This is a genomic window from Streptomyces sp. LE64 (assembly GCF_052606915.1).
Window position 1 is genome coordinate 1,321,092 of the sequence record NZ_CP199708.1, and the last position, 26,661, is coordinate 1,347,752.

A 26,661-nucleotide genomic window follows, 5' to 3' on the forward strand; every position below is an offset into this window, starting at 1 on the left:
GCTCGTGCACACCGGAGTGCGCTCCCTCCAGCGACCCGGCCGGCGCCACCGGGCCGCGGGGCGCCCCACCGCCGCGCGGCCTCCCGGACCCGCCGCGCTCCCAGGGGGAACCACCGCCATGCAGGCCGCACCGCCCACCGCGCTCCCGAGCCTCGCCGCCGCACTGCGCCTCGTCGAGTCCCTGCTCACCAGCCGCGGCCACCGCACCGCCCGGCGCAACGCCTGGACCTCCGTCCTGGAGGACCGTCGCCGCGCCGAGGACCGGACCGCGAGCGAACGCGCCCTGGCGGACGTCCCGGGCGCCGGCAGCCGCACCTCCTGATGACGGCCCGCCCGGGCGCCTGTCACCCGGTGCCGTCGGACGGGGTCGGGGCACCGGCCCGGAACGCCTCCAGGTGCTCCCGCGCCCACTCCTCGAAGGTCCGCGCGGGGCGCCCGGTGACGATCTCGGCCGTCTCCCGGACGAGGACCTCGTCCCAGTCCGTCTCCACCGGCTCGCCGCCCTCCGTCCCGTTCCCGTCGTAGTCCACGTCGCCGACCAGGAAGTCGGCCGCGGCGGCCGCGAACCCGCCCTGGGCGAGGTAGTGCTCCCGCAGCTCCTGCGGGGTGACGGCGCGCGGGCGGACCTCCTCGCCCAGCAGTCGGGAGAGGATCGCGACCTGCTGCCGCACGCTCAGCCGCCCGGCGCCGTTGAAGGTGTACGCACGCCCGGCGTGACCGTCCTCCACCAGCGCGGTGACGATCGCGTCCGCCACGTCCTGCGGGTGCACCGGGGAGCCCGGTGCGTCCGGGTCGAGGTCCCGGACCACCCGCTCCCCGCGCACCGAGGGCCCCCACAACTCCAGCTTGTTGCCGGCGAACTCCCCGGGGCGGACGAAGGTCCACTCGAGGCCCGACGCCTCCACCGCCCGCTCCACCGGCAGGTGGAACGTCGTGTCGTAGCCGGAGGTGACGGCCGCCGAGGAGAGCACCACGATCCTGCGCACCCCCGCCGCCTTCGCCCGGGCCACCACCTCGGCGGCGGTGTCGGGGTACGGGAAGAGCACCATGCGCTCGACCCCGGCCAGGGCTCCGGCCAGTCCCTCCGGCTCCCCCAGGTCGCCCGCCACCACCTCGACGCCCCCGGGCAGCCCCCGCGCCCGCCCGGGATCGCGGGTCAGGGCCCGCAGGGCGACCCCCCGTCCGGCCAGTTCCCGCACCACCCGTCGACCGATGCTCCCCGTCGCCCCGGTCACCAGATACGTCATCGTGCGCCTCCGTCCGCTCCTCGCACACCCTCGTTCGTACGATGTACGCAGTCATGAAGATCAGGAGGGTACACCGTACGCAGTGATGGTGCGAGCCACCCCCGCCAGCAGGGGGACGCCACCCGGGCGGTACGGATCGCCGGCCGGCCGCCGGTCGCACCGGATCGGGGGCGCCCGGACGTCGTGGCCGGGGGGGCGGACACGTAGACTTCACACATGGCGAGGAAGGAATCCGCAGCGAGCGCTGCGAACCCGGGGCGGCTCAAGCAGATCGCCCTCACGTACAAGATGACCCGCAGGGCCGATCCCAAGATCGGTCTGGTGCTCGCGGCGGTCGGGCTCGGCACCCTCGGTGTCTTCCTCGCCATCGGCTTCTGGCTCGGGCACCCCGTCTACCTGGGCATCCTCGGTCTGCTGATCGCGTTCCTCGCGACGGCCATCGTCTTCGGACGGCGTGCCGAGCGGGCCGCGTTCAGTCAGATGGAGGGCCAGCCCGGCGCCGCGGCGGCCGTGCTCGACAACATCGGCCGCGGCTGGAGCACCACGCCCGCGATCGCCATGAACCGCAGCCAGGACGTGGTGCACCGCGCGGTCGGCAAGGCCGGCATCGTCCTGGTCGCCGAGGGCAACCCGAACCGGGTCAAGAGCCTGCTCGCCGCCGAGAAGAAGAAGATGGCCCGCATCGTGGCGGACGTCCCCGTGCACGACCTGATCGTCGGCACCGGCGAGGGCCAGGTGCCGCTGAAGAAGGTGCGCACCACCATGCTGAAGTACCCGCGGGTGCTCAGCGGCCCGCAGGTCACCGTCACCAACGACCGGCTGCGCGCCATGGGCGACCTGATGAGCAACATGCCCCTGCCGAAGGGCCCCATGCCCAAGGGCATGCGCATGCCGAAGGGCCCCAAGATGCGCTAGACGCGCCCCGACGAGACGCGGAGGGCGCCGGAACCCCAGGGTTCCGGCGCCCTCCGCGCGTTCGCCGTGTCCCGGGGCCGCCTCCCGGACGACAGGCCCCGTCGGTGGCAGCATGCGGTGGCCGGGCACCGGAGCCGGTCGGTGCCCGGACCGCGCGGTCCGGCAGGAGCGAGGACGAACCCGGGTGCCCGAAGAAGACCACCGCCCGCCCGACGCGTCTCCCCCGGACCCCCCGTCCCGCGCCGAAGGGGACGAGCGGTGGTTGACGACGGGGGTGGGCAGCGTCGGGGTGACCAGTTTCCTCTCCGACTCCGGCCACGAGATCGCGACCTCCGTGCTGCCCGGCTTCGTCACCGGCACCCTGCACGGCTCCGCCGCCTCGCTGGGGCTGATCGAGGGCGTGAGCGACGCACTGACCGGGGTGCTGAAGCTGGTCGGCGGCCCGCTCGCCAACGATCCGCGCCGACGGCGACGGCTGGCCACCGGCGGCTACCTCGGCACCGCGGTGGCGACCGGGGCGATCGGCCTGGCCACCACGGTGTGGCAGGTGGGCGTCCTGCGGGCGCTGGCCTGGTCGGCGCGCGGCCTGCGCGGCCCGGCCAAGGACTCCCTGCTCGCCTCGCTGGCCCCGCCCCGCGCCTTCGGGCGGGCCTACGGCCTGGAACGCGCCGGGGACAACCTCGGAGCGGTGGTCGGACCGCTGGCTGCCGCGGGTCTGGTGGCGTGGCTGGGCGTCCGGCCGGCGATCTGGTTCGCCTTCCTGCCGGGACTCCTGGCCGCGGTCGCCATCACCGTCGCGGCCCGCGAGGCGCGGCGCCGCCACGCGGACGGGGACCGGGAGCCGATCCGGCTGCGGTTCGCCGGGCTGCGGGACGCGGGACTGCTCCGCCCGCTGCTCCCGGTGCTGCTGTTCGAGTTCGGCAACCTCGCCGTCACGCTGCTGATCCTGCGGGCCACCGAGCTGCTGCACACCGGCGGGCGCACGGCCGCCGCGGCGGCGTCCCTGGCCATCCTGATCTACGCGGCCCACAACGCAGTGGCCGCGGTCACCGCCTACGCCGGCGGCCACTGGATCGACCGGGCCGGCCCGCGCGTGGTGTTCGCCGCCGGGGCCGCCCTCTTCGTGCTGGCCTACGCGGGCTTCGCCGCCGGCCCCTCCTCCTGGTGGGTGCTGTGCGGCTTCTTCGCCCTGGCCGGGGCGGGCATCGGCTGTGCGGAGACCGCGGAGTCGGCGCTGGTTGCCCGGCTGTTGCCGGACCGGCTGCGGGGCAGCGGCTTCGGCCTGCTGGGTGCCGTGCAGGCCGCGGGCGACGTGGTCGCCACCGTGGTCGCCGGGGCGCTGTACACCGCCGTCTCCCCCGCCGCCGGGTTCCTGTACGCGGCCGGGTGGATGCTGCTCTCCCTGCTGGGCGCCGCGGCACTCGCCCCGGGCCGCCCCCCTACCGCCCCGGGGCCGCCGCCTCGTTGACGGAGACCTTCTCGGCGCCGATCCGCCGCATGCGGGCGGTGCCCCAGGCACCCAGCGAGACGCCCGGCAGGGAGCGGCGGAGTTCGGCGAACCGGCGGGCCCCGTGGTGGTGCAGCTCCCAGAGGATCAGCGGCTTCCACTTGCCGGCGACCACGTCCATCGCCGCGTCGATGCCGCAGAAGTAGGGTCTCCGACGCCCCCGTACGCACCCCGGTGCGGGCGGGGGCCGACGAGGAGGAGGCGTACACCCATGGGACACCCACCGCCCCCGGCGCCCGGACGCGCCCGGTCCGCGGGCCCCTGGACGGTGGTGGCGGTCGTGGCGCTGGGCGGGGCCCTGGGCACGGGCGCCCGCTACGGGGCCTCGCTCGTGTGGCCCACTCCGACCGGGGGGTTCCCCTGGACCGTGCTGACCGTGAACGCTGTGGGCTGCGCGGTGATCGGGGTGTTCATGGTGCTCGTCGGCGAGGTGTGGGCGGCGCATCCGCTGGTGCGGCCCTTCTTCGGCACCGGTGTACTGGGCGGGTTCACCACCTTCTCCACATACGCCGGGGACGTCCGGCACCTGGTGGCGGGTGGACGGGCCGGTGCCGGTCTGGTCTACCTGGCCCTGACCCTGCTCGCGGCCCTCGCGGCGGTGTGGACCGCGGCGTGGGCGACCCGCCGAGCACTGGCACGGAGGCGAACATGACCAGACTGACCGGTACGGCGCTGCGGGTGACGGTCTTCCTCGGGGAGAGCGACCTGTGGCACCACAAGCCCGTCTACACCGAGATCGTGCACCGCGCGCACCGGGCCGGGCTGGCCGGCGCCAGCGTGTTCCGGGGCATCGAGGGGTACGGGGCGTCCTCCCTGATCCACACCCAGCGGCTGCTGTCGCTGAGCGAGGACCTGCCGGTCGCCGTGGTGATCGTGGACGAGGAGGCGAAGGTCCGCGCCTTCCTGCCGCAGCTCGACGAACTCGTCACCGAGGGGCTGGTGGTCCTCGACGGCTGCGAGGTCATCCGCCACGTCGGCCGGGAGGACCCCCGGTGAACTGGTTGCTGGTCCTGGTGGGCGGGGCGGTGGGCGCGGCGCTGCGGTACCTCACCGACCGGGCGGTGCAGCGCCGCCACGACAGCGTGTTCCCCTGGGGGACCTTCACCGTCAACGCGCTGGGCTGCCTGGTCCTGGGGCTGCTCACCGGGGCGGTCGGCGCCGGCGCGGCCTCCTCCGAGGTGCAGTTGCTCCTCGGTACCGGACTGTGCGGGGCGCTGACGACGTACTCCACCTTCAGTTACGAGACGCTGCGGCTGGCCGAGGACGGTGCCGCGTTCTACGCCCTCGCCAACGTGGTGGGCAGTGTGGTGGTCGGGCTCGGCGCGGTCTTCGGCGGTTTCGCCCTCGCCGAGGCGTTGTGGACGTGACGGCACACCTCCTCGACCGGCCGCGCGCGGCGGTGGCGAGGGCCTACGAGCGGGGCATCCTCGGCTGAGGTCCGCGGCCCCTCCTCAGCGGGGCGCGGCCAGCAGGTGGCGGAACCGTTCGTTGCTGCCCCGCGCCCCCCGTTCCCCGACCCGCGCGGACCACTGCCGGCAGGTCGCCCGGACGTACGCCTCGACGGCCTTCGGGTCGGCCTTCCGCCAGGACGGGAAGCCGTTCAACCAGTCCAGGGCGGCCCCGGGTTCCTGGTCCTCCTCCATCAGCCGGACCGCGGTGTTCGCGGGGTCGATCCACTCCGGGCCGAGCGCGGGCATGGCCCAGTCGATGACGTGGGCGTCCCCGCGCGTCCCGCAGATGAGGATGTTGTGCGGGTTGGTGTCGGTGTGCAGCAGCGCGGAGCCGCGCAGGGCGTCCCGTTCCTCGGGCGTCAGGAACCCCTGGAGGCGGTCGGCGACCCGCGGCAGCCCGCGAACGAGCCGGACCGGGAGGCGCGGGGCGGGACGCCCCATCCTGATCATGGTCGTCCGGACGGCGGCGAGGTCCCGGCTCCCGGGGCCGAGGCCGGCGTGCCGCCCGTCGACGTGGGCGAAGGCCAGCAGCCGCCACCCGGCCGCGTCGAACCGGTGGCGGATCGCGGGGCCGCAGCCGGTCACGATCCCGTTGACGGCCTCCTCGTTGCGCAGGCCGGCCATGCCCTCGTGGTCCGAGGTGCGGACGCCCTTGAGGAAGAGCCGCCCCGAGGGGGTGCGCACGGCGAGGGCCACGGTGCAGTTGAGGCCGGACGGGACGACGACCGGGTCCACCACGGTCCCGGTGCCCTCCTGGACCTCGTCACGGAGTTCGGCGGGCAGGTCGTCCCACCCCAGATGCTCGTTCACGTGTTCTCGCTCCGTGGCTGCGGCGGGGGCCGGGCGGGTCCCGGCCCCCTGCGGTGTCACTGGTGGAACGGCCCGGCTCAGGACGCCGTCACGCCGCACTTGCGACAGCGCGTCTTGCCGGACCAGCCGACCCACTCGTGTTCGCACTCGCGGACCGCCCGGGGGCGTGGAGTCTGCGGGATCATCGTCGTGCCTTCCTTCCTCTTTCCGGTGTTCCTGCGGGGCGCTTCGGAGGTGCGTCAGCGGCTGACCAGGGACTCCCGGTCCGCCCGTCCGATCTCCTCCTCGGCGAGCCGCGCCAGCCGGCCGGTGCAGGCGGCGCAGGCGTACATGGGCGCGTCGCCCCGGGGCACGCGGATCGGCCCGATCCAGGTGACGGGCAGGTCCGTGCCCCCGCAGTACAGCCAGCACCGGCCGGGTACCCATCCCCCGCCCGTCATCGGGGGCTCCGACTCGGGTGGCGGGTCCTCCGGGGCCGGACGGCCGGCGCGGAGCTTGGCCGCGCCGAGCCAGCGGGCGAGCGATTCCTCCGCCGGGTCGCCCCGGAGTTGCCACCCGTGGTGACGGGGATGGCCCCAGAACAAGGTGCACGTCTCCTCCCGCGCCGCCCCGGCCGCCTCGCACCAGGGCAGCGACTCCAGCCGGGTCGCCGCCGCCCCGTCCGTCGCCCAGCGCACCCAGAGCGCGTGGGTGGGGCGGTGGTCCCAGTCCCACACGTGGTCCGCGTGCTCGCCCTCGTGCCACAGCCCCAACTCGCAGCGCAACCGGCGGGGAATCCGTGCCAGGTCGGCGGCGCCGACCCGGCCCTGTCCCGCGAGTATCGCCAAGAACACGTCTCCGTGGGGCACTTCGGTCGCCGCGGTGCACTTGCGCATGTCTCAACGTCCTTCGTCGTGAGGGGTCGTCCCGCCCGGACGCCGGTAACGCACGGGCGGGAACGAGCGGTTGAGCAGGTCGGTTCAGCGGGTGGCGGTCATCCGCAGGCAGGTCGGGCAGTTGACCCGGCGCAACCACTCCCAGGTCTCGTCGCCGTCCTCGCCGGCGCCGCACACCGGCCAGACGTAGGGCCTGCGGTCGGGCACCCGCCGCCACTCCAGGGCGTGCACGGTGAGCACGTCCTCCCCGACCGTCACTGCCCCGGCCGGCACGCTCGGCGCCCTCACCGGGACCCCTCCGCGCCGGGCACCAGGGGGAGTTGGACGTCCACGACCTGGTTACCGACGGCCAGCAGTTCGATCAGTCGCTCCGTCGAGGGAATGTCCACCACCCCCAGGTCGACGACCCACCTGCCGCTCTCCTCCTGTCGCTGGCACATCGTGCGGAGATGGACCCCGAGGGCCAGCGACAGCGAGTAGAGGACCGTGTACGCCGTCCGCGCACGTTCCTCGGTCACCGTGTTCTCCACGGCGGTGTAACGGCTTGCTCCGGGGTCCCGCTCGGGCGGGTTGCTGTCCAGGTGCATGAGGGTGTTCCGCTTTCTGAGGGCGCTGTTCCTGACCCCTCACACTGTGGACCGCGTATCCACTCCGTCACCAGGTGTAATATCTTCGTCCCCTGAACCCGACTACGCGGGACGGAGCCATGGGCAGGCCCCTCAAAGAACTGACGCCGCACAAGAGCGCACAGGACCTGATCGGTTGGCGCATCCGGAAACTACGGATGGAACAGAACTTGGGCGTGGACGAACTCGCCGCCAAGGTGTTCGTCACCCCGGGCCGGATTACCCAGATCGAGACCGCCAACGACCCGCCGGGCAGGGAGCTGACCAAGCAGCTCGCGGAGGTGTTGGGGGCCCAAGACCTGGTCGAGATCTGGCCGTTGATGAGGCTGGAGAGCTTCCAGGGATACGCCAAGCTGTTCCTGCGGGACCAGGCCGTGGCCAAGACCATCCATCAGTTCTGCCCAGTCGTGCCTGGCCTGCTCCAGGTGGCCGGCTACTCCAGGGCCCTGATGGGGCTGGACGACCCGGAGAACTCAACTGACTTGGAGGACGCCGTCCTGCGGCGGATGGAGCGGCAGACCATCTTCGAGCGGACGAACCCTCCCTGGTTCTGGGTGGTCCTCGCGGAGGAAGCGCTGACCCATGTGCAGGGCAGTGCCGAGGTGATGGTCCAACAGATCGACTACCTGTTGGAGATGAGCACCCGCCCCCGCATCAACATTCAGCTCCTCCCCTTGGACAAACCTTCGATCCCCGGGTCCATCAGTCTTCTGTCGCTCTCTGGTGGGGAACGCTCCACATACGCCGAGGGGTTCGGCACGGGCACCTACTACCGGGAACCCGTGGACGTGCACCGGTTCCAGAGGCTCTACGATCGACTCCAGGCCGGTGCCTTGGACATCGAGGCGTCGATCGAGGCCATCAAGGACATTCGAAGGAAACATCAACGATGACGCAGTCCCACTGGCACATCAGCACCTACAGCGGGCTCAACGACGACTGCGTCGAGGTCGCCGTGTTCGATGCGGCGTTGCCGGGCGTGGTCCGCGTTCGGGACAGCAAGGACCGCACCATCCCCGAGGTCCAGGCGTCCACCGCCGCGTGGCAGGACCTGGTCCGGCTGGTGCACGGGCACTGAACCCGCACCCGGCTCGGTGACGGGATCGCCCCGCAGCACACCGGCGCGGTGATCGCCCGTTTCCGTGTTTCGACCACCCGCCGGCCGGGCCCCTCGTTTGCGTCAGCGCACCGCTTCGGCTACCAATCGCACGGGAAGAAGTCATCCATGACACAGCCCCACTGGCACATCAGCACCTACAGCGGAGACCGGGACAACTGCGTCGAGGTCTCTGTGTTCGATGCGGCGTTGCCGGGCGTGGTCCGCGTTCGGGACAGCAAGGACCGCACCATCCCCGAGGTCCAGGCGTCCACCGCCGCGTGGCAGGACCTGGTCCGGCTGGTGCACGGGCACTGAACCCGCCACCCTCTTCACACGCACGAAGGGCGCTGGAACCCGATGGTTCCGGCGCCCCTTCCCGTATCTCCCGCGAGTGGCGGTGAGCGTCAGATCCGGACCTCGATCGACCGGGCCAGCCGGTCGTGGAGGCCGCGGCCGTCGCGGTCCCAGACGAGGGGCGGCAGGGCCAGGCAGAGCAGGGCACTGCGCAGCAGGGCGCGCTGGGGGCGGATGTGGCCGCCGTCCTCGGCGACCACCCGGAGGCCGAAGAGGCGCTTGCCGGGGGTGAAGCCGACCGTGCCCACGGTGAGGACGTTGAGGACGAAGAGCACGAGCAGCGCCCAGTTGCTGGTGACCTGGGTGTAGCCGCCGGTGATCAGACCGTATGCGATCAGCAGGCACAGGGCCCAGTCGACGGCGAGGGCGCCGAGCCGGCGCCCGGGGCGGGCTATCGAGCCGGGACCCGTCTCGGGCAGGCCCAGCTGCTGGCCCCGGTAACCGAAGTCGACGCCGGCGTTCTCCGCGGCCTCGCGGGGGCCGGAGAGCCAGGATCCGATTGCTTGCCTCTTGTCCACCCGACCACGGTAACCGGGCGGAGGTGGATCACCCGCGCCAGGGTGCCCCGGGTCCCGATCGCCCGCCGGCCGGCGGGGACGCTCCGGGGCGGGGCCGGGGCGTGGCGGGCGGTACCGGGCGGACGGCGTCGGTTAACTTCGGCGAAACAAATGGGTCACGCTCGGGAAATGCCCCGTCCCTATGGTCGGGGCGAGCGTGCGCCACCGCACTGACGCGCGAACGAGTTGCAACCCCGCCCCTCCCGGGTCGGGAGTAGGAGGAGTTGGATGTTCCAGAACGCCGACGAGGCCAAGAAGTACATCGCCGACAACGACGTCAAGTTCATCGACGTACGGTTCTGCGACCTGCCGGGAGTGATGCAGCACTTCACGATCCCGGCCTCGGCGTTCGACCCGGACGAGGAGCTGGCGTTCGACGGTTCGTCGATCCGCGGCTTCCAGGCGATCCACGAGTCCGACATGTCGCTGCGCGCGGACCTGTCGACGGCGCGGGTCGACCCGTTCCGCCGGGACAAGACCGTCAACATCAACTTCTTCATCCACGACCCGATCACGGGCGAGCAGTACAGCCGTGACCCGCGCAACATCGCCAAGAAGGCGGAGGCGTACCTGGCCTCCACCGGCATCGCGGACACCGCTTTCTTCGGCCCCGAGGCCGAGTTCTACGTCTTCGACTCGGTGCGCTTCAGCACCTCCGCGAACGAGGGCTTCTACCACATCGACTCCGAGGCGGGCGCCTGGAACACCGGTGCGGTCGAGAACAACCGCGGGTACAAGGTCCGCTACAAGGGCGGCTACTTCCCGGCCCCGCCGGTCGACCACTTCGCCGACCTGCGCGCCGAGATCTCCCTGGAGCTGGACCGTCAGGGCCTCCAGGTCGAGCGCCAGCACCACGAGGTGGGCACCGCCGGCCAGGCCGAGATCAACTACAAGTTCAACACGCTGCTGGCCGCGGCCGACGACCTGATGCTCTTCAAGTACATCGTGAAGAACGTCGCCTGGCGCAACGGCAAGACCGCGACCTTCATGCCGAAGCCGATCTTCGGTGACAACGGTTCGGGCATGCACGTCCACCAGTCGCTGTGGAGCGGCGGCGAGCCCCTCTTCTACGACGAGCAGGGCTACGCGGGCCTGTCCGACATGGCGCGCTACTACATCGGCGGCATCCTGAAGCACGCCCCGTCGCTGCTGGCGTTCACCAACCCGACGGTGAACTCGTACCACCGTCTGGTGCCCGGCTTCGAGGCCCCGATCAACCTGGTGTACTCGCAGCGCAACCGGTCCGCCGCGATGCGCATCCCGATCACCGGTTCGAACGCCAAGGCCAAGCGCGTCGAGTTCCGCGCCCCGGACCCGTCCTCCAACCCGTACCTGGCGTTCTCCGCGCTGCTGCTCGCGGGCCTGGACGGCGTCAAGAACAAGATCGAGCCGGCCGAGCCGATCGACAAGGACCTCTACGAGCTGGCCCCCGAGGAGCACGCGAACGTCGCCCAGGTCCCGACCTCCCTGCCGGCCGTCCTCGACGCCCTGGAGCAGGACAACGAGTACCTCCAGGCCGGCGGGGTCTTCACCTCCGACCTGATCGAGACCTGGATCGACTTCAAGCGGACCCAGGAGATCGCCCCGATCCAGCAGCGCCCGCACCCGCACGAGTTCGAGCTGTACTTCGACCTCTAGGCCGAACCGGCTCCCGCGGATTTCCGCGCGAAGGCCGCCGCCCCGTTCCGGGGGCGGCGGCCTTCGCCGTGCGGGGGCGGTCCGAGTCAGAGCGCCAGGACGTGCTGGAGCGCCGTGCCCACTCTCACCATCGTTTGCAGGGAGAGTGCACCGAGGTCTTCCTTGATCTCGTCCCGGTACATGGGACCGAGGTCATCGCACAGAACCCGTCCCACCAAGGGATCGTGTGTTCCCAGTTCCACGATGCTGGCGAGCGGGGGTTTCGTGGACGTCGTGATGCGTACGACCACGCAGTCGCCCAACGACCGGTTGCGCGCGTTGTTCGAGACGACGAGCCAAGGCTTGAGGCCCGCCCCGAGGTCCGCACGGTACACCCGGCCCCGCACGGGGACGATCTCGCTCATTCACCCGTCCCCACGCGACTCCGACGACGAACGCCGCGGTTGCGCACTGCCGCCTCGTGAGCGAGGTCCTCCTCGTCCTGAGCTGCGGCCAGAGCCGCGTAGCCGTTCTCCATCACCTTCTCCTGCACCGCGAGGCGGCCAGCGTTCAGGAGCACCCTCAGCGCCTCGGCCTCTGACGTTTCGGCGTCCACGCGGATGCCCGTCAGCTGGCACAGGGCGCGGCTCTCTGGCGTGTCACTACGTCTGACTCGCTCAAGGGTGTCCGCGACGAGCGGGTCCAACGGGACGCTTTTACGGGTAACCGCTGCCATGCTGCACATCGTGCAGCAGGTTATGCCGCACGTCAAAAACTGCTGTGTACGGCCGGCCGAGAACTGCCGCGGCTTCCGCTGGAGGCCCGCCACCCCCTTCCCGGGCCCCAAGAGGGGTGGCGGCCCTCGCCGTGCCGGCCCGTGGAGGATCACCGACGTCCGCGGTAGGGCTCCAGCGACTGTTGGACCTCTTCACGGACGGGGTCCATGAGGGGGCCGGGGGTGTAGTGGCGGGCCCGGGCCTTGCCGTGCGGGACCAGCCAGCCACGGGTGACGAGGTCGCGGATGTCGCGGATGGCCTGCTGGTCGCTGAGTTCGGCGTCCTGCTGGTACACGGTGCGACGGACCTTCGCTCCGGAGAAAGCGGGGAGCAGGGCGTAAACGACCCGCTCGTCCATGCCCGCTGCTTCCACGCCGTCGACCGAGCGGGGCCAGGCGCGCGACATCACGTCGAAGCGCCGCTGGGCCTGCTGGGCCTGGCGGTGGTGCGCACTCAGGCAGAACCTCTGCTGGTGACGTAGACGGGCCCGTCACGCCACCGGCCGGGACGTTTTGGGCGGTGAGGTTGCGGCGCAGTTGGCTGGTCCAGCGGTGGGCGTCCCTCAGCATGTGGCGCAGCGCGTGGCGCATGGTCTCGATCTCGTCGAGGACGCGCCGGTCGTCGGCGGCCAGGCGGGGGGCGCGTACAGCATGTCCCTATGAAACGATTGTCGTGTCATAGGGTCGAGTTTCGCAACGATCACGTGAGGCTCCCGACCATGGCAACGCTTCCGATGGACCGCGCGTCCTGGCCGGAGGACGGCAGGATCGGTCGGATCACCGCGGGCGAGTACGCGGGTCTCCACCTGCTGCTGGCCGTGGAGATCGACGACTGCTGGGCCTTCTACATCAGCGGGGACCCCGAGAACCGTGACGCGGACCGGCTCGAAGCCGACGACTTCTGGGCCGCCGACGAGGACGCTCCCCGACTGGTCGAGGAGATGGCGGTGGAATGGGCGGACGAGGCCCGGGACGCGGAGCTGGAAGAGGCGATCTTCGACATCCGCAGCGAATGGCACAGACGCCGCCGCAGGAACGCCCTCGTCCGGTCCGTGTTCCGGCGCCCCGGGCGTCGGGACTGATCGGACCGGTCGAGGAGGCCACCCGGCCCGTTCCCGGGCGGGTGGCCTCCACCGCGCTCTACGCGGGTGTCCCCCGGCCCGTCAGCAGGACTCCTCGAACTTCACCACCCGCAGGGTGACCGGCTGGCCGTTGAGCGCGGTGCCGGGGGACGGCTGCTGGGAGCAGACCTTCCAGTTGGACTCGACGAGGACGAAGCGGTCCTCGCCGGAGGCGTCCTCGACGCTGAGGCTGGTGGAGGAGTCGAGCGCCTCCCGGGCCACGTTGGCGGACTTGCCGGTGAAGTCGGGCATCGTGTCGGTGGCCTCGGCGACCTCGCCGCCCCGGTCCGAGGCGGGGCAGGTCTCGTCCAGCTTCACCGTGCCGAAGTCCACCTCGGTGTCGGTGGGGTGGACGCCGGGGCGCGGGCTCTGGAAGCAGACCTTCCAATTGCGGTCGGAGAACTGGTTGCGCTCGCGGCCCAGCGCGTCGTGGGAGGTGAGCCGGAAGAAGTCGAGTTCCTGCGCCTTGTCCTGCGCGGACTGGAGTCCCATGCCGACGAAGTCGGGGAGCCGCCCGGTCTCGGACTCCTCCTTCTCCTCCGGCGGGGCCTCCTTCGGGCGGGGCGCGGGGGTCGCGGGCGGCTCGGCGGCCGGCGAGGTGGTGGCGGGCGTGACGACCGCCTTGGCGTCGGACCGCCCGCCCGCCTCGTCCTTCTCCGCGTCGCCGTCGCCGACCACGGCGCCGAGCGCGACCAGGAAGACGAAGACGCCGCCGAGGGCGAGGGCGATGACGGCCCCGGTGGACAACTTCTTCCGCGGCGGCGGCCCGTACGGACCGGGGGCGGGCGGGTAGGAAGGCGGCTGGTGGCCCGGGTACTGCTGGCTCACGTTCCCTCGTTCACGTACGACCGACAGATTGGCGCGGCAAACGTACCGTGGGCCGATGAGAGGGGACATGTCACCCCTGTCCCGGTTGCCACCGAGGTGTCGCCGGCCACCTCCGGGGCGTGACCGACCGTCCGAGGCGCCCCCGCGCGCACACCCGCGGTCACACGACGAGTTGTGGCAAAACGGCGCACAAGGCACACCTTCCTGAGTTGGAGATCACAGTGTGTGCCCTGATGCCACGCAGCGAGTGAGGGCCTAGCATCTGGGCATGACGGTCCTGCCTGACGACGGGCTTTCGTTGGCCGCCGAGTTCCCTGACGCGACCCATGAGCAGTGGCAGCGCCTCGTGGAAGGCGTACTGCGCAAGTCGGGCAAGGAGATCTCGGGCGACGACGCCGAGCGCGTTCTGTCCACGACGATCGAGGACGGGCTCATCACCCGCCCCCTCTACACCGCCCGCGACGCGGTGGCCTCCCCCGGTTTCCCGGGTGCCGCCCCCTTCGTGCGGGGCGGCCGGCCGGAGGGCTCCGCCTCCGGCGGATGGGACGTGCGACAACGGCACGCCGGGAACGATCCCGCCCGGGTCAACGAGGCCGTCCTCGCCGACCTGGAGAACGGCGTCACCTCGCTCTGGCTGGCCCTGGAGCCGGGCGGGCTGACCGTCGACGGACTCGGGCGGGCCCTGGAGGGCGTCCTCCTGGACCTGGCGCCGGTCGTCCTCGACGCCGGCACGGCCTCCGGGGAGGCCGGACGGGCGCTGCTGGCGCGGTACGAGGCGCACGGGGTGCGCCCCGAGGAGGCGCGGGCCAACCTGGGCGCCGACCCGCTGGGCCACGAGGCCCGGTCCGGGCGGGAACTCGACGGCGGGGACGCGGTGGAGCTGGCGCGGGCCGCCCTTGCCGGGTGGCCGGGCGTGCGGGCGCTGACCGTCGACGCCCTGCCGTACCACGAGGCGGGCGGCTCGGCGGCCGAGGAGCTGGGACTGTCGCTGGCCACCGGGGTCGCCTATCTGCGGCTGCTCACGGACGCGGGGCTGGCCGTGGACGAGGCGTGCGGACAGCTGGCCTTCCGGTACGCGGCGACCGCCGACCAGTTCCTGACCATCGCCAAGCTGCGGGCGGCCCGCCGGCTCTGGGCCCGGGTCGCCGAGGTAGCGGGGGCTCAGGGCACGGCCGGGGCGCAGCAGCAGCACGCGGTGACCTCCTCGGTGATGATGACCCGGCGCGACCCGTGGGTGAACATGCTGCGCACCACGCTCGCCGCGCTGGCCGCGGGGGTCGGCGGCGCGGACGCGGTGACGGTGCTGCCGTTCGACGAGGCGATCGGGCTGCCGGACGCCTTCGCCCGGCGGATCGCCCGCAACACCTCGACGATCCTGCTGGAGGAGTCCCACCTGGGACGGGTGATCGACCCGGCCGGCGGCTCCTGGTACGTGGAGCGGCTGACCGACGAACTCGCCCACCGGAGCTGGGAGTTCTTCCAGGAGCTGGAGGCCGCCGGCGGATTGCCCGGGGCGCTGCGCTCGGGTTTCGTCGGCGAACGGCTGGCGAGTACCTGGGCGGCGCGTTCCCGCCGGCTCGCGACCCGGCGGGAGCCGATCACCGGAGTCAGCGAGTTCCCCTCGCTGGCCGAGCGGGCCGTGGCGCGGGAGCCCGCCCCGGCACGGGTGTCCGGCGGGCTGCCGCGGGTGCGCCGGGACGAGGCGTACGAGGCGCTGCGGGCGCGTTCGGACGCCCACCTCGCGGCGACCGGCGCCCGGCCGAAGGTGTTCCTGGCGGCGCTGGGCCCGGCCGCGGCGCACACCGCGCGGGTGACCTTCGCTGCGAACCTGTTCCAGGCCGGCGGGATCGAACCGGTCCACGAGCCGGTGACCGTGGACGCCGACTCGGTGGCCGCCGCGTTCGTCGCGAGCGGTGCGAAGGTCGCCTGTCTGTGCTCCAGCGACGCGCTGTACGAGGAGGGGGCGGCGGCGGTCGCGGCAGCCCTGCGCGGGGCGGGCGCACAGCGGATCTACCTGGCGGGGCGTCCGGCCGATCATCCGGACGTGGACGCGTACGTCTTCGCGGGGTGCGACGCCGTGCAGACCCTGACCTCCGTGCTCGACCTGTTGGGAGTGGCGTGATGGCGATCCCCGATTTCACCGGCGTGGAGCTGGGCGACGGGGCCGGGACGGGCACCGAGGACGTCTGGCGCACCGCGCTCAAGGAGTCCGTCGGGATGGACGAGTCGGACCTGCGGTGGGAGACCCCGGAGGGCATCGACGTCAAGCCGCTGTACACCGGACGGGACCTGGAGGGCCTGGACTTCCTGGGCACCTACCCGGGGATCGCCCCGTACCTGCGCGGGCCGTACCCGACGATGTACGTCAACCAGCCGTGGACCATCCGGCAGTACGCCGGCTTCTCGACGGCGGAGGAGTCCAACGCGTTCTACCGGCGCAACCTGGCCGCCGGGCAGAAGGGCCTGTCCGTCGCCTTCGACCTGCCGACGCACCGCGGGTACGACAGCGACCACCCCCGGGTCACCGGCGACGTGGGCATGGCCGGCGTGGCCATCGACTCGATCTACGACATGCGGCAGCTCTTCGACGGCATCCCGCTGGACCGGATGACCGTGTCGATGACGATGAACGGCGCGGTGCTGCCGGTGCTGGCGCTGTACATCGTGGCCGCCGAGGAACAGGGCGTCCCGCCCGAGAAGCTGGCCGGAACGATTCAGAACGACATTCTGAAGGAGTTCATGGTCCGCAACACCTACATCTACCCGCCGAAGCCGTCGATGCGGATCATCTCCGACATCTTCGCGTTCACCTCGCAGCGGATGCCCCGCTACAACTCGATCTCCATCTCCGGGTACCACATACAGGAGGCCGGGGCGACGGCCGACCTGGAGCTGGCGTACACCCTCGCGGACGGGGTGGAGTACCTGCGCGCCGGGCAGGGCGCGGGGCTGGACGTGGACGCGTTCGCGCCGCGGCTGTCGTTCTTCTGGGCGATCGGCATGAACTTCTTCATGGAGATCGCCAAGCTGCGGGCGGCCCGGCTGCTGTGGGCCCGCCTGGTGCGGGAGTTCGGGCCGAAGAACCCCAAGTCGCTTTCGCTGCGCACCCATTCGCAGACCTCGGGCTGGTCGTTGACCGCACAGGACGTGTTCAACAACGTGACCCGCACCTGCGTGGAGGCGATGGCGGCGACCCAGGGGCACACCCAGTCGCTGCACACCAACGCCCTGGACGAGGCGCTCGCACTGCCCACCGACTTCTCCGCCCGGATCGCCCGCAACACGCAGCTGCTGATCCAGCAGGAGTCGGGCACCACCCGGGTCATCGACCCGTGGGGCGGCAGCGCCTACGTGGAACGGCTGACGTACGACCTGGCGCGGCGGGCGTGGGCGCACATCCAGGAGGTCGAGGCGGCGGGCGGCATGGCGCAGGCCATCGACGCCGGCATCCCGAAGCTGCGGGTGGAGGAGGCCGCGGCCCGCACCCAGGCCCGGATCGACTCGGGACGGCAGCCGGTGATCGGCGTCAACAAGTACCGGGTCGCCAGCGACGAACAGATCGACGTGTTGAAGGTCGACAACTCCTCGGTGCGGGAACGGCAGATCGACAAGTTGCGCCGGCTGCGGGCGGAGCGGGACGAGTCGGCCTGCCAGGACGCCCTCAGCGCCCTCACCCGGGCCGCCGGCCGGCAGCCCGGCCCCGGCCTCGACGGCAACCTGCTGGCCCTCGCGGTGGACGCGGCCCGGGCGAAGGCCACGGTCGGGGAGATCTCCGACGCCCTGGAGAAGGTGTTCGGACGGCATGCGGGCCAGATCCGTACGATCTCCGGTGTGTACCGCACCGAAGCAGGCCAGTCGCCGTCCGTGGAACGCACCCGCGCCCTGGTGGACGCCTTCGAGGAGGCCGAGGGCCGCCGGCCCCGCATCCTGGTGGCCAAGATGGGCCAGGACGGCCACGACCGCGGGCAGAAGGTGATCGCGACCGCCTTCGCCGACCTCGGTTTCGACGTGGACGTGGGCCCCCTCTTCCAGACCCCGGCGGAGGTGGCGCGGCAGGCCGTGGAGGCGGACGTGCACATCGTCGGGGTGTCCTCGCTGGCCGCCGGGCACCTCACGCTGGTGCCGGCGCTGCGCGAGGAGCTGGCCGCGGAGGGCCGCGAGGACATCATGATCGTGGTGGGCGGGGTGATCCCCCCGCAGGACGTCGAGGCCCTGCACGAGGCGGGCGCCACCGCCGTCTTCCCGCCCGGCACGGTGATCCCCGACGCGGCCTACGACCTGGTGGACCGGCTGGCCGAGCAGCTCGGGCACGAGTCCGGACGGCGGTGAGCCCTCGACCCATGGCGAGGACGATCGATCTCGACGGCTACGTGCAGGGCGTGCTCGACGGCAAGCGGGCCGCCATCGCCCGGGCTATCACCCTGGTGGAGTCCACCCGGGCCGACCACCGGGCCGGGGCCCAACGGCTGCTGACCGCCCTGCTGCCGCACGCGGGCCGGGCCCGCAGGGTCGGCATCAGCGGGGTCCCGGGCGTCGGCAAGTCCACGTTCATCGACGCCCTGGGGACGATGCTGACGGAGCGCGGGCACCGGGTCGCGGTGCTCGCCGTGGACCCCTCGTCCACCCGGACGGGCGGGTCCATCCTCGGCGACAAGACCCGCATGGAGCGGCTCTCGGTGGACCCGGCGGCGTTCGTCCGCCCCTCCCCCACCGCCGGCACCCTGGGCGGGGTCGCCAAGGCCACCCGGGAATCCATGGTGATCATGGAGGCCGCCGGCTACGACGTGGTGCTGGTGGAGACGGTCGGCGTCGGCCAGTCCGAGACGACCGTCGCCAACATGGTGGACACCTTCCTGCTGCTGTCCCTGGCCCGCACCGGGGACCAGTTGCAGGGCATCAAGAAGGGCGTCCTCGAACTCGCCGACGTGATCGCCGTCAACAAGGCGGACGGTCCCCACGAACGCGACGCCCGCGCCGCCGCCCGTGAACTCGCCGGCGCACTGCGCCTGTTGCGCTCCCCCGACGCGACCTGGCACGCCCCGGTCCTGAGTTGCAGCGCCCGCGAGGGCACCGGCCTGGACACCGTCTGGGAACGCGTGGAGGCCCACCGCGCCCTGCTCGACTCCACCGGCGCGCTCGCCGCCAAGCGCCGCGACCAGCAGGTCGACTGGACCTGGTCGATGGTCCACGACGAACTGTTGGACCGCCTCCGCACCCACCCCGTGGTGCGGAAGCTGACCCCTGACCTGGAGCGGCAGGTACGGGACGGCGAGCTGACGGCCACGCTGGCCGCGGAGCGGATCCTGACCGCCTTCCGCGCGGACGGCGCGGGCGAGGAGTGACGGGGGCGGGCCGTCGCCCGCCCCTCCTACCCCACCTCCGTCCGATCCATGCCGGCCGAGGGCGACCCGACTCCGGATTCACCCGTTCGGTCGTGCTCCGATCGCCGCCCGGGCCCGGGCGGGCGGACGCTCGGGTCACCGGGTCCCCGGCGGCCCCGCACGGGGGCCGCCGCTCCGCACAGGGCGAGGGGACCGCTCTTCGAGGGGAGAACCCCATGAGCAGCACCACACCTCCGCCCGCGGGCACCTCCGGCACGCCGGGCACGCCGGGCGCCCCGGGCACGGGCGGCAGGGGCCGGCACGACGGCCGGACGGGCTGGGTGACCGGCGGGACCGTGTTCGCCGGGGTCCTGATGCTGGTCTCCGGTGTACTGGCGGTCCTGAACGGCATCGCCGCGATCGCCGAGGACGACGTGTACGCCAGCGTCAACGACTACGTGTTCGAGTTCGACCTGACCACCTGGGGCTGGATCCACCTGGTCCTCGGGGTGCTGGTGGCGCTCGTCGGCTACGGCATCCTGAAGGGCGCGGACTGGGCCCGGGCGGTGGGCGTGGGGCTGGCCGCGCTGAGCGTCGTGCTGAACTTCGTCTGGCTGCCGTACCAGCCGCTGTGGGCGCTGGTGGCCATCGCCATCGGGCTCTTCGTGATCTGGGCGCTGTGCAGCGCGCCGGAGCGCGAGGGCCGGGTGCTCTGACCCACCGGGAACACGGGGCGGCCCGGGCTCACACCCCGGGTTCCGCCGCGATGACCCCGGCCGCGATCGACGCCTCCAGGGCGGAGTGGTCACTGGTGTTCTGGGCGGTGTAGCGCAGGGCGAAGTCGGCGACGGCCCGGTCGAAGGTGTCGCCGTTGCCGAGGTAGGCGGCGAGGGCGATCCGGTCGCCGGAGCGGGCGTGGGCGCGGGCCAGGGCGGTGCCGCAGAGGCCGGCGTAGTTGACGAGTTGGCGGTCGGTGAGGGTGGCCAGGTCGACCGAGCCCTTCATGTCGCGCAGTTGGCGCCAGTAGTAGGCGCGGCTCTGCGGGCCGGTCATCCAGCCGAGGAAGATGTCGCTGGCGGCCTGGATGAGGCGTTGGCCGGCGACGACCCGGCGGCCGGGGTGGTCGTAGACGCCGTTGGGCAGGTGTTCCTCCAGGACCGAGGCGTTGGCCTCCTTGATCTGGAGGAACAGCGGGTCGCCGTCGTCGCGGCCGGTGAGCAGCACGATGTAGCAGCGGGTGCCGACGCTGCCGACGCCGACGACCTTGCGGGCGGCGTCCACGAAGCGGTAGCGGTCGAGGAGGGTGCGGCGCTCCTCGGCGAGGGTGGCGCGGTAGTCGCCGTAGGTCTTGCGGAGTTCGGCGAGGTCGGGGCCGCCGACCCGTTCGACGAGGGGCGGATCGTCGACGATGCGGCGGTGGCCGTCGACGAGTTCGGTGAGCTTGTTGAGGGCCTGGAGGCTGGTCCGGCGGCGGGCCCGGGCGAAGGTGGCGCGGGCCGTCTTGCGGCCGCTGGGGCGCACCAGGCGCATGATGCCGGTGGTGTCGATGCGGGTGTACCAGACCTCCAGTTCGCCGAGTTCGGCGAGGCGGCGCATCATCAGCCGGTACCGGGTGACGCTCTCCTGGGCGGCCCGGCGGGCGGCGGCCTTGCCGAGGCCGTTGTCGCGGGCGGCGACGGCGGCGCTCACCGCGAGCCGTTTGACGTCCCACTCGAAGGGGCCCGGGTAGGTCTCGTCGAAGTCGTTGACGTCGAAGAGTTGGGCGCGTTCCGGGGAGGCGAAGAGGCCGAAGTTCATCAGGTGGGCGTCGCCGCAGAGTTGGACGGTGAGGCCGGTGTGCTCGGTGGTGGCGAGGTCCGCGGCCATGATCGCCGCGCTGCCCCGGAGGAAGGCGAACGGGGAGAGCGCCATCCGGCCGTAGCGGATGGGGAGGAGTTCGGCGACCCGGTCGGTGCCCTGGCGTTCGAGGACGGCCACCGGGTCGGGGCGGGAGACGGCGGGGGTCCAGGCGGCGTGGGCGCTGCGCGGCACGCGCTTGCGGGCCCGGCGGCCGCGTTCGGTGCGGGCCGCGACGGTGCGGTCGGCGGGCCGCCCGGCGGGGGTGCTCATGCCGTCCGCCGCGGTCGCAGGGACGGCGTGACGGGGTAGCTCGGCATGGGGCAGCCTCCCGGGAGTGCGCCGCGTGGTGCCCCCAGTGAACGGGACCGGGCGGCGGGTCGCACCCGCCGGTGTGCGAACGGGTGAGCCCCGGGAAGGGGCCCACCCGGTGGGGCGGGGGCGTCAGCGGCCGTAGCGCATGAACGCCCGGACCATGTGGCAGGTGGTGGCGGACGGCGGGTGGATGCCGATGCGGGAGGCGGTGGAACGGATGGTGCGGTCGGGTGCCTGCTGGGGCACGTGGAGGCCGGCGTCCAGCAGGGCGATGGCCAGGCGCATGGCCTTGAGCCGGCGGTTGTGGGTGACGTACCACTCGCGCGGGCGGCCGGCGGGCAGCGCCTTCTTCCGCAGCGGGGCGTAGGGCTCGATGGGCAGGGGCTGGGTGGACGCGGTGGTGGGCACGGATGTCCTCCTGACGTCGTCGGGGCTCCTTGGCGACCCCCTCGAACTGTCTCCATTCTACCGGCGGGCACTGACAAGAGCCCCTGCTCAGAAGGGGTTTGACGGAATCGGCGGGTGGGCGGGCCGCAGGGCGCGGGGTGTTCGTTACCCGGACTTTGCCTACCGGATTTGAGTAGCCCCCCGGCTTGCTCCGTACCTGTCACCGCGGGTCGCGTGTCCGGCCGGTCCGGTTCCCGGGGCGCCGCACTGCCCCCACGAGACCCACCGGAGGACGACCATGGACGCACACAGCCCCCAGGACACGGGGCGGGAGATCGTACGGTTGCTGCGGGAGGCGGCGGTCGGGCTCGGGGTGCTGCACACCCGGTTCGCGGCCCGGCACGCGCTGCACCCCACCGACGTGCGGGCGCTGGCCTGCCTGCTGGACGCCCGGCACGCGGGGACGCCGGTGACGGTGGGGCACCTGGGGTCCCGGCTGGGTTTGAACTCCGCGGGGACCACCGCCCTGATCGACCGGCTGGAGCGGGCCGGTCACGTGCGGCGGGTGCCGGACGAGCGGGACCGGCGGCGGGTGTTCCTGGTGTTGGAGCAGCGCGCCGCGGGCATGGCCCGTGCGGTGCACGCCCCGCTCGTCGACCGGTCGGCGCAGGTGCTGAAGGAGTACGACGACCGGCAGCTGGACGCGGTGCGGGGCTTCCTCGCGGCGGCCCTGGAGGCGACCCGTTCGCCGGCGCCGTCCGGGAGCGGGGGGCCGGGGGTGCGGCGCCGGGCGGGCGGAGTCGCCGGGTAACACGGGGTTCACACACGGGCAACGGTCGGGAAACCGCGCCTTGACAGGCTGGCGCCAGCAGCGCGACCCCGGTGCGCGCGGCCCCGCAGGACCCGCGGCACCCGCCATGACCGCGCAGCCGAAACGCCCCCGAAGGATGTGTCCCGTGACGTTCAAGGCCGAGTACATCTGGATCGACGGCACCGCGCCGACGGCCAAGCTCCGTTCCAAGACGAAGATCATGCCGGGCTCCCCCACGGGCCTGGCGGGGCTGCCGCTCTGGGGTTTCGACGGGTCGAGCACCAACCAGGCCAAGGGCCACTCCTCGGACTGCGTGCTCAAGCCGGTGTACGTCTGTCCGGACCCGATCCGCGGCGGCGAGGACGTCCTCGTGCTGTGCGAGGTGCTGAACACCGACCTGAGCCCGCACGAGTCCAACACCCGGGCGGAGCTGGTCGAGGTCGCGGAGCGGTTCGCGGCGCAGGAGCCGGTCTTCGGCATCGAGCAGGAGTACACGTTCTTCGAGGGCGAGCGCCCGCTCGGCTTCCCGGTGGGCGGGTTCCCCGCGCCGCAGGGCGGCTACTACTGCGGCGTCGGCGTGGACGAGATCCACGGCCGGCCGATCGTGGAGGCGCACCTGGAGAACTGCCTGACGGCGGGGCTGGGGATCTCCGGCATCAACGCCGAGGTGATGCCGGGCCAGTGGGAGTTCCAGGTGGGCCCGCTGCCGGCGGTGGAGGTCGCGGACCAGCTGTGGGTGGCCCGTTGGCTGCTGTACCGCACGGCGGAGGACTTCGAGGTGTCGGCGACGCTGGACCCGAAGCCGGTGAAGGGCGACTGGAACGGCGCGGGGGCGCACACCAACTTCTCCACCAAGGCCATGCGCGAGGGCTACGAGGCGATCGTCACCGCGTGCGAGGCGCTGGGCGAGGGCTCCAAGCCCCTGGACCACGTGAAGAACTACGGCGCCGGCATCGACGACCGGTTGACCGGTCAGCACGAGACGGCCCCCTGGAACGAGTACTCCTACGGGGTGTCCGACCGGGGCGCCTCGGTCCGCATCCCGTGGCAGGTCGAGCAGGAGGGCAAGGGGTACATCGAGGACCGCCGCCCGAACGCCAACGTGGACCCGTACGTCGTGACGCGGCTGATGGTCGACACCTGCTGCACCGCGCTGGAGAAGGCCGGCCAGGTCTGATCCCCCGCACCCCTCCTCCCCGTGGGGGCGTCCGCCGGTCCGGCGGGCGCCCCCACGGGCGCGTTCCGGGACCGCGATGTCCACGGAGTGGGACGGCCTCCTCTGCGGCGGGTCTCGCCGCACCCGTCCAACCTGGTGTTTTGTCTGGCCAGTTGGGTGGTTCCGGGCGATCACCGTTCCGTGGGCGTCCACAGAGTGAGAGGAGACCCCTGGTGGCGGACGGCTTCTGGTTCAATGAGGACATGGCCAGCCAGCGGAACACAGCGACGGGACGTCCCGACCTGTACCTGGAGCCCTTCTGGCCGTCACGACAGCACCACGACTTCGATCGGGTGTGTCGCCGCGCACGGAACGCGCCGGCCCTCTAAAGCCGCTCACCCCGGCCTTCGGCCAGCGCGCACGACGTACGTCCCGAGGAACGGGCCCACCGGCCCGGCGCCCTCGGCTCCCACGACGGCATCTCGCGCGAAAGAGCTGACCTCTCATGGCGAACACCCGTTCCTTCCCGACGAACAGCCCTCGTCCGGTCCCCACGGGCTCCGCGCTCCCCGCCCATCCCACCACCACGCCCGGCCACGCCGGTCCCGGCCTCGGGGCCCGCCGCGGACTGCGGGCCGTGGACCGGGACGAAGTCGTCGACGTGACGGACTTCCTCCCGCCGGGCGCCACCTGGCTGCCCGCCCCGCAACACACCCTGCCCACCCTGCCCGGGCACCCCCCGATGATCGGCTACCTGGTGCTGGTCCCCGCCGACCAGCAGCGGCTGCTGCCCGTGCCGGCCGAGCCCGACCAGGGCGCCCAGGAGGAGGGCGACGAGCTGGTACGCGTCGACCCGGTGCGGCGCACGGCCCAGGTGCGGGGGCAGGACCTCGACCTGACCTACCTGGAGTTCGAGCTGCTGGCCCACCTGGTGGCGCACCCGGGCCGGGTGCACACCCGGGACCAGCTGGTCACCACCGTCTGGGGGTACGGACACGTGGGCGACGGGCGCACCGTCGACGTCCACGTGGCCCGGCTGCGGCGCAAGCTGGGCGCGGAGAACCGGCAGGCCATCCAGACCGTACGGCGGGTGGGCTACAAGTACGTGCCCCCGATCGCCTCCTGAAGCGCACCGCCCGGCGCGCCAACCACCGTGCGCGCCGGGCGGGTTCAGCCCTCGGAGTAAACCGTTCTCCCTCGGCCGAACGGGGTTCCGCACACCCCGGGCCGGGGGCAGGCTCCGGGGCATGAAGCTACTGATCCTGGGGGGAACCGAGTTCGTCGGACGGGCCGTCGCCGAGGAGGCCGTGCGCCGCGGCTGGGACGTCACCGCCGTCAACCGTGGCCGCCACCCCACCCCGGCGGGGGTCACCGCCCTGCGGGGCGACCGCACCGAACCGGCCGGTCTCGCCGCGCTCGCGGACGGCACCTGGGACGCGGTCCTCGACACCTGGTCGGCCGCGCCCCGGGCGGTCCGTGACGCCGCCGCGCTCCTGGCGGACCGGGTCGGCCACTACACCTACGTGTCCAGCAGGTCCGTGTACGCCTGGGCGCCCCCGCCCGGGGCCGACGAGAACCACCCGGTGGTGGCGGGCTCCCCGGACGCGGAGTCGACCGCGTACGCCGAGGACAAGCGGGGCGCGGAACTCGCCGTCGAGGCCGCCTTCGGCCGGCGGAGCCTGCTGCTGCGGGCGGGTCTGGTCATCGGACCGTACGAGAACACCATGCGGCTGCCCTGGTGGCTGAACCGGATAGCCCGCGGCGGGGACGTCCTGGCACCGGGGCCGCGGGAGCTGCCGCTCCAGTACGTCGACGCCCGTGACCTCGCCGCCTTCGCGCTCGACGCCACCGCCGCCGGACTGAGCGGCCCCTACGACACGGTGGGCCCGTCCGGAATGACCACCACCGGCGGACTCCTCGACGCCTGCGTGGCCGTGACCGGCTCCGCAGCGCGACTGCGGTGGACCGACCCCGAGGTCATCCTGCGGGCCGGGGTGGCGCCCTGGACCGAACTGCCCGGCTGGGCCCCGCCCGACTCCGAACTCCACGGGGCCGTGCACCGGTCGGACCCCTCCCGGGCGCTGGCCGCGGGACTGGTCTGCCGGCCCCCGGCCGAGACCGTCGCCGACACCTGGGCGTGGCTCACCGCCATCGGCGGCCGGGCCCCCCGGCGTCCGGACCGGCCCGGCGCCCGGCTCGACCCGGAGACGGAGGCCCGGGTCCTTCGGGAGGCAGCCGGACTCGACGCCCCCGGCTGATCCGCGCCACCTTCGACATCCCGGACGACCCAAACGGTTCGCCGGCGGAAACATGGCTGATCACCGCCGGAACCCGACCGCTTGCGGGGTACAAGTGTGCGAAGGTGTGCCTGTGGAAGAAGGAAGGGGAGGGGCATGCGCGGGAACGGGAGCAGCGGGAAGACGGTGCGTCAGGTGCAGCACGGCGCACGGGGCGCGGCGCACGGCACGACGACAACGACGGCGGTGACGGGGGACGGGGAGCCCGGGCTCGCGTGGGAGCAGCGGCTGGCCGCCGCCTGGTCCCGGTACGACACCCTGCCCGCGTCCGAGTTCCGGGCGGTGATCGAGGCGCTGGCCGCGGAGTTGCCGGCGGACAGCGCGGTGGCGGCCTTCGAACGGGCCGGGGCGTTCGACTCGACCGGACAGCCGGCGCGCGCGGTCCCGTTGTACCGGATCGCGCTGGAGCGGGGCGTGCGCGGCGCACGTCGTCGTCGCGCCAAGATCCAGCTCGCGAGTTCGCTGCGCAGCCTGGGCCGCCCGGAGGAGGGCGTGGTGCTGCTGTCGCCCGAACTGGACGCGGAGAACGACGAGTTGGACGATGCGGTGCGGGCCTTCCTGGCACTGTGCCTGGCGGACGCCGGACGGGAGCGGGAGGCCCTGTCCCTGGCCTTGGGGGCCCTGGCGCCGCATCTACCGCGCTACCAGAGGGCGTTGGGCCACTACGCGCACCAGCTCTCCACGCCGGCCGGTTCCTGACCGGTCGGCCGGTGCTCCGTCCGGGTCCGGGCGGTGACCTCCGCGGGATTCGTTCGT

General features: G+C 72.7%; 33 protein-coding genes. 20 read left to right on the forward strand and 13 right to left on the reverse strand.

The window, feature by feature from the left end; genetic code table 11:
• Positions 1-118: 118 nt before the first annotated feature.
• Positions 119-322 carry a hypothetical protein gene (locus ACSMX9_RS05895; protein ID WP_366115745.1) on the forward strand — a complete coding sequence of 68 codons (204 nt, stop codon included), beginning with the start codon at positions 119-121 and terminating at the stop codon, positions 320-322.
• Between the two features lie 22 nt (positions 323-344).
• On the opposite strand, the gene ACSMX9_RS05900 is transcribed toward ACSMX9_RS05895, so the two are convergent.
• The gene (locus tag ACSMX9_RS05900; protein WP_445400506.1) at positions 345-1,247 is read right to left on the reverse strand and encodes an SDR family oxidoreductase; all 903 of its coding nucleotides are present in this window, start codon (positions 1,245-1,247) and stop codon (positions 345-347) included.
• Between the two features lie 216 nt (positions 1,248-1,463).
• On the opposite strand from ACSMX9_RS05900, the gene ACSMX9_RS05905 reads away from it, so the two are divergent.
• Together ACSMX9_RS05905 and ACSMX9_RS05910 are read left to right on the forward strand one after the other, a co-directional pair.
• Entirely contained in the window at positions 1,464-2,162 is a 699-nt protein-coding gene (locus ACSMX9_RS05905; RefSeq protein WP_351247166.1) for a DUF4191 domain-containing protein, read from the forward strand.
• A gap of 184 nt (positions 2,163-2,346) precedes the next feature.
• The gene (locus ACSMX9_RS05910; protein WP_445400508.1) at positions 2,347-3,630 is read left to right on the forward strand and encodes an MFS transporter; all 1,284 of its coding nucleotides are present in this window, start codon (positions 2,347-2,349) and stop codon (positions 3,628-3,630) included.
• On the opposite strand, the gene ACSMX9_RS05915 is transcribed toward ACSMX9_RS05910, so the two are convergent.
• The gene (locus ACSMX9_RS05915; RefSeq protein WP_445400510.1) at positions 3,602-3,790 is read right to left on the reverse strand and encodes a winged helix-turn-helix transcriptional regulator; all 189 of its coding nucleotides are present in this window, start codon (positions 3,788-3,790) and stop codon (positions 3,602-3,604) included. The two genes, ACSMX9_RS05910 and ACSMX9_RS05915, sit on opposite strands and share 29 nt — an antisense overlap.
• A 90-nt stretch (positions 3,791-3,880) precedes the next feature.
• Here ACSMX9_RS05915 and ACSMX9_RS05920 point away from each other — a divergent pair, with 90 nt between their 5' ends.
• The 3 genes from ACSMX9_RS05920 to crcB are packed head-to-tail and all read left to right on the forward strand — an operon-like array spanning position 3,881 to position 5,036.
• Positions 3,881-4,321 carry a fluoride efflux transporter FluC gene (locus ACSMX9_RS05920; RefSeq protein ID WP_445400512.1) on the forward strand — a complete coding sequence of 147 codons (441 nt, stop codon included), beginning with the start codon at positions 3,881-3,883 and terminating at the stop codon, positions 4,319-4,321.
• Positions 4,318-4,665 (forward strand): DUF190 domain-containing protein, encoded by a 348-nt coding sequence (locus ACSMX9_RS05925; protein ID WP_445400514.1) that lies wholly within the window; start codon positions 4,318-4,320, stop codon positions 4,663-4,665. The genes ACSMX9_RS05920 and ACSMX9_RS05925 overlap by 4 nt, the downstream gene beginning before the upstream one ends.
• A complete protein-coding gene (gene crcB, locus ACSMX9_RS05930) occupies positions 4,662-5,036 on the forward strand; it encodes a fluoride efflux transporter CrcB (RefSeq protein WP_445400516.1) in 375 nt (124 codons plus the stop codon). The genes ACSMX9_RS05925 and crcB overlap by 4 nt, the downstream gene beginning before the upstream one ends.
• Positions 5,037-5,120: 84 nt before the next feature.
• Here the strand turns inward: crcB and ACSMX9_RS05935 are convergent, their stop codons facing one another.
• The 4 genes from ACSMX9_RS05935 to ACSMX9_RS05950 form a co-directional block, all read right to left on the reverse strand.
• A complete protein-coding gene (locus tag ACSMX9_RS05935) occupies positions 5,121-5,930 on the reverse strand; it encodes a phosphotransferase (RefSeq protein ID WP_445400518.1) in 810 nt (269 codons plus the stop codon).
• Positions 5,931-6,169: 239 nt separating this feature from the next.
• Positions 6,170-6,805 (reverse strand): hypothetical protein, encoded by a 636-nt coding sequence (locus ACSMX9_RS05940; RefSeq protein WP_445400520.1) that lies wholly within the window; start codon positions 6,803-6,805, stop codon positions 6,170-6,172.
• An 84-nt stretch (positions 6,806-6,889) separates the two neighbouring features.
• Positions 6,890-7,093: a hypothetical protein gene (locus ACSMX9_RS05945; RefSeq protein WP_445400522.1), complete on the reverse strand. Its 204-nt coding sequence runs from the start codon at positions 7,091-7,093 to the stop codon at positions 6,890-6,892.
• Positions 7,090-7,392: a hypothetical protein gene (locus ACSMX9_RS05950; protein WP_445400524.1), complete on the reverse strand. Its 303-nt coding sequence runs from the start codon at positions 7,390-7,392 to the stop codon at positions 7,090-7,092. The genes ACSMX9_RS05945 and ACSMX9_RS05950 overlap by 4 nt, the downstream gene beginning before the upstream one ends.
• A gap of 119 nt (positions 7,393-7,511) precedes the next feature.
• Between ACSMX9_RS05950 and ACSMX9_RS05955 the strand changes: the two genes are divergently transcribed.
• The 3 genes from ACSMX9_RS05955 (at position 7,512) to ACSMX9_RS05965 (ending at position 8,845) form a co-directional block, all read left to right on the forward strand.
• Positions 7,512-8,324 carry a helix-turn-helix domain-containing protein gene (locus ACSMX9_RS05955; protein ID WP_445400526.1) on the forward strand — a complete coding sequence of 271 codons (813 nt, stop codon included), beginning with the start codon at positions 7,512-7,514 and terminating at the stop codon, positions 8,322-8,324.
• A complete protein-coding gene (locus ACSMX9_RS05960) occupies positions 8,321-8,509 on the forward strand; it encodes a DUF397 domain-containing protein (protein WP_445400528.1) in 189 nt (62 codons plus the stop codon). Before ACSMX9_RS05955 ends, ACSMX9_RS05960 begins: the two co-directional genes overlap by 4 nt.
• A gap of 147 nt (positions 8,510-8,656) precedes the next feature.
• The gene (locus tag ACSMX9_RS05965) at positions 8,657-8,845 is read left to right on the forward strand and encodes a DUF397 domain-containing protein (RefSeq protein WP_445400530.1); all 189 of its coding nucleotides are present in this window, start codon (positions 8,657-8,659) and stop codon (positions 8,843-8,845) included.
• 89 nt (positions 8,846-8,934) lie between these two features.
• On the opposite strand, the gene ACSMX9_RS05970 is transcribed toward ACSMX9_RS05965, so the two are convergent.
• Positions 8,935-9,402, reverse strand: a complete 468-nt coding sequence (locus ACSMX9_RS05970; protein WP_366115731.1) for an RDD family protein — start codon at positions 9,400-9,402, stop codon at positions 8,935-8,937.
• Positions 9,403-9,669: 267 nt separating this feature from the next.
• Here ACSMX9_RS05970 and glnA point away from each other — a divergent pair, with 267 nt between their 5' ends.
• Positions 9,670-11,079, forward strand: coding sequence for a type I glutamate--ammonia ligase (gene glnA / locus ACSMX9_RS05975; RefSeq protein ID WP_445400532.1), 1,410 nt, complete (start codon positions 9,670-9,672; stop codon positions 11,077-11,079).
• Between the two features lie 86 nt (positions 11,080-11,165).
• On the opposite strand, the gene ACSMX9_RS05980 is transcribed toward glnA, so the two are convergent.
• From ACSMX9_RS05980 to ACSMX9_RS05990, 3 genes are all read right to left on the reverse strand, one after another.
• A complete protein-coding gene (locus tag ACSMX9_RS05980) occupies positions 11,166-11,483 on the reverse strand; it encodes a type II toxin-antitoxin system PemK/MazF family toxin (protein ID WP_445400534.1) in 318 nt (105 codons plus the stop codon).
• Positions 11,480-11,794 carry a hypothetical protein gene (locus ACSMX9_RS05985; RefSeq protein WP_445400536.1) on the reverse strand — a complete coding sequence of 105 codons (315 nt, stop codon included), beginning with the start codon at positions 11,792-11,794 and terminating at the stop codon, positions 11,480-11,482. The genes ACSMX9_RS05980 and ACSMX9_RS05985 overlap by 4 nt, the downstream gene beginning before the upstream one ends.
• A gap of 149 nt (positions 11,795-11,943) precedes the next feature.
• Positions 11,944-12,192, reverse strand: coding sequence for a hypothetical protein (locus ACSMX9_RS05990; protein ID WP_445400538.1), 249 nt, complete (start codon positions 12,190-12,192; stop codon positions 11,944-11,946).
• Between the two features lie 360 nt (positions 12,193-12,552).
• Between ACSMX9_RS05990 and ACSMX9_RS05995 the strand changes: the two genes are divergently transcribed.
• Positions 12,553-12,915 carry a hypothetical protein gene (locus ACSMX9_RS05995; protein WP_445400540.1) on the forward strand — a complete coding sequence of 121 codons (363 nt, stop codon included), beginning with the start codon at positions 12,553-12,555 and terminating at the stop codon, positions 12,913-12,915.
• Between the two features lie 81 nt (positions 12,916-12,996).
• Here the strand turns inward: ACSMX9_RS05995 and ACSMX9_RS06000 are convergent, their stop codons facing one another.
• Positions 12,997-13,782 (reverse strand): PASTA domain-containing protein, encoded by a 786-nt coding sequence (locus ACSMX9_RS06000; RefSeq protein ID WP_445400542.1) that lies wholly within the window; start codon positions 13,780-13,782, stop codon positions 12,997-12,999.
• 268 nt (positions 13,783-14,050) lie between these two features.
• Here ACSMX9_RS06000 and mutA point away from each other — a divergent pair, with 268 nt between their 5' ends.
• The 4 genes from mutA to ACSMX9_RS06020 all read left to right on the forward strand — a co-directional run bounded on the left by mutA (position 14,051) and on the right by ACSMX9_RS06020 (position 19,819).
• A complete protein-coding gene (gene mutA, locus ACSMX9_RS06005) occupies positions 14,051-15,904 on the forward strand; it encodes a methylmalonyl-CoA mutase small subunit (RefSeq protein WP_445400544.1) in 1,854 nt (617 codons plus the stop codon).
• Positions 15,904-18,111, forward strand: a complete 2,208-nt coding sequence (scpA, locus tag ACSMX9_RS06010) for a methylmalonyl-CoA mutase (RefSeq protein WP_445400546.1) — start codon at positions 15,904-15,906, stop codon at positions 18,109-18,111. Before mutA ends, scpA begins: the two co-directional genes overlap by 1 nt.
• An 11-nt stretch (positions 18,112-18,122) precedes the next feature.
• Positions 18,123-19,124 (forward strand): methylmalonyl Co-A mutase-associated GTPase MeaB, encoded by a 1,002-nt coding sequence (meaB, locus tag ACSMX9_RS06015; RefSeq protein WP_445400548.1) that lies wholly within the window; start codon positions 18,123-18,125, stop codon positions 19,122-19,124.
• Positions 19,125-19,339: 215 nt separating this feature from the next.
• Positions 19,340-19,819 (forward strand): DUF7144 family membrane protein, encoded by a 480-nt coding sequence (locus ACSMX9_RS06020; RefSeq protein ID WP_445400549.1) that lies wholly within the window; start codon positions 19,340-19,342, stop codon positions 19,817-19,819.
• A gap of 28 nt (positions 19,820-19,847) precedes the next feature.
• Here ACSMX9_RS06020 and ACSMX9_RS06025 read toward each other — a convergent pair whose 3' ends face one another.
• Both ACSMX9_RS06025 and ACSMX9_RS06030 read right to left on the reverse strand, forming a co-directional pair.
• A complete protein-coding gene (locus ACSMX9_RS06025) occupies positions 19,848-21,212 on the reverse strand; it encodes a DUF2252 domain-containing protein (RefSeq protein WP_445400551.1) in 1,365 nt (454 codons plus the stop codon).
• Positions 21,213-21,383: 171 nt separating this feature from the next.
• Complete coding sequence (locus ACSMX9_RS06030; protein WP_351247115.1) at positions 21,384-21,662, reverse strand: hypothetical protein; 279 nt, start codon at positions 21,660-21,662, stop codon at positions 21,384-21,386.
• Positions 21,663-21,939: 277 nt separating this feature from the next.
• Between ACSMX9_RS06030 and ACSMX9_RS06035 the strand changes: the two genes are divergently transcribed.
• The 5 genes from ACSMX9_RS06035 (at position 21,940) to ACSMX9_RS06055 (ending at position 26,604) form a co-directional block, all read left to right on the forward strand.
• Positions 21,940-22,452 carry a MarR family winged helix-turn-helix transcriptional regulator gene (locus ACSMX9_RS06035; RefSeq protein WP_445400553.1) on the forward strand — a complete coding sequence of 171 codons (513 nt, stop codon included), beginning with the start codon at positions 21,940-21,942 and terminating at the stop codon, positions 22,450-22,452.
• A 145-nt stretch (positions 22,453-22,597) separates the two neighbouring features.
• Positions 22,598-23,629: a glutamine synthetase gene (gene glnII, locus ACSMX9_RS06040; protein WP_445400555.1), complete on the forward strand. Its 1,032-nt coding sequence runs from the start codon at positions 22,598-22,600 to the stop codon at positions 23,627-23,629.
• A 484-nt stretch (positions 23,630-24,113) separates the two neighbouring features.
• Positions 24,114-24,734 carry a winged helix-turn-helix domain-containing protein gene (locus tag ACSMX9_RS06045; protein ID WP_445400557.1) on the forward strand — a complete coding sequence of 207 codons (621 nt, stop codon included), beginning with the start codon at positions 24,114-24,116 and terminating at the stop codon, positions 24,732-24,734.
• Positions 24,735-24,855: 121 nt separating this feature from the next.
• Positions 24,856-25,866, forward strand: coding sequence for an NAD-dependent epimerase/dehydratase family protein (locus tag ACSMX9_RS06050; protein WP_445400559.1), 1,011 nt, complete (start codon positions 24,856-24,858; stop codon positions 25,864-25,866).
• A 135-nt stretch (positions 25,867-26,001) separates the two neighbouring features.
• Positions 26,002-26,604, forward strand: coding sequence for a tetratricopeptide repeat protein (locus ACSMX9_RS06055; protein ID WP_445400561.1), 603 nt, complete (start codon positions 26,002-26,004; stop codon positions 26,602-26,604).
• Positions 26,605-26,661: the final 57 nt, after the last annotated feature.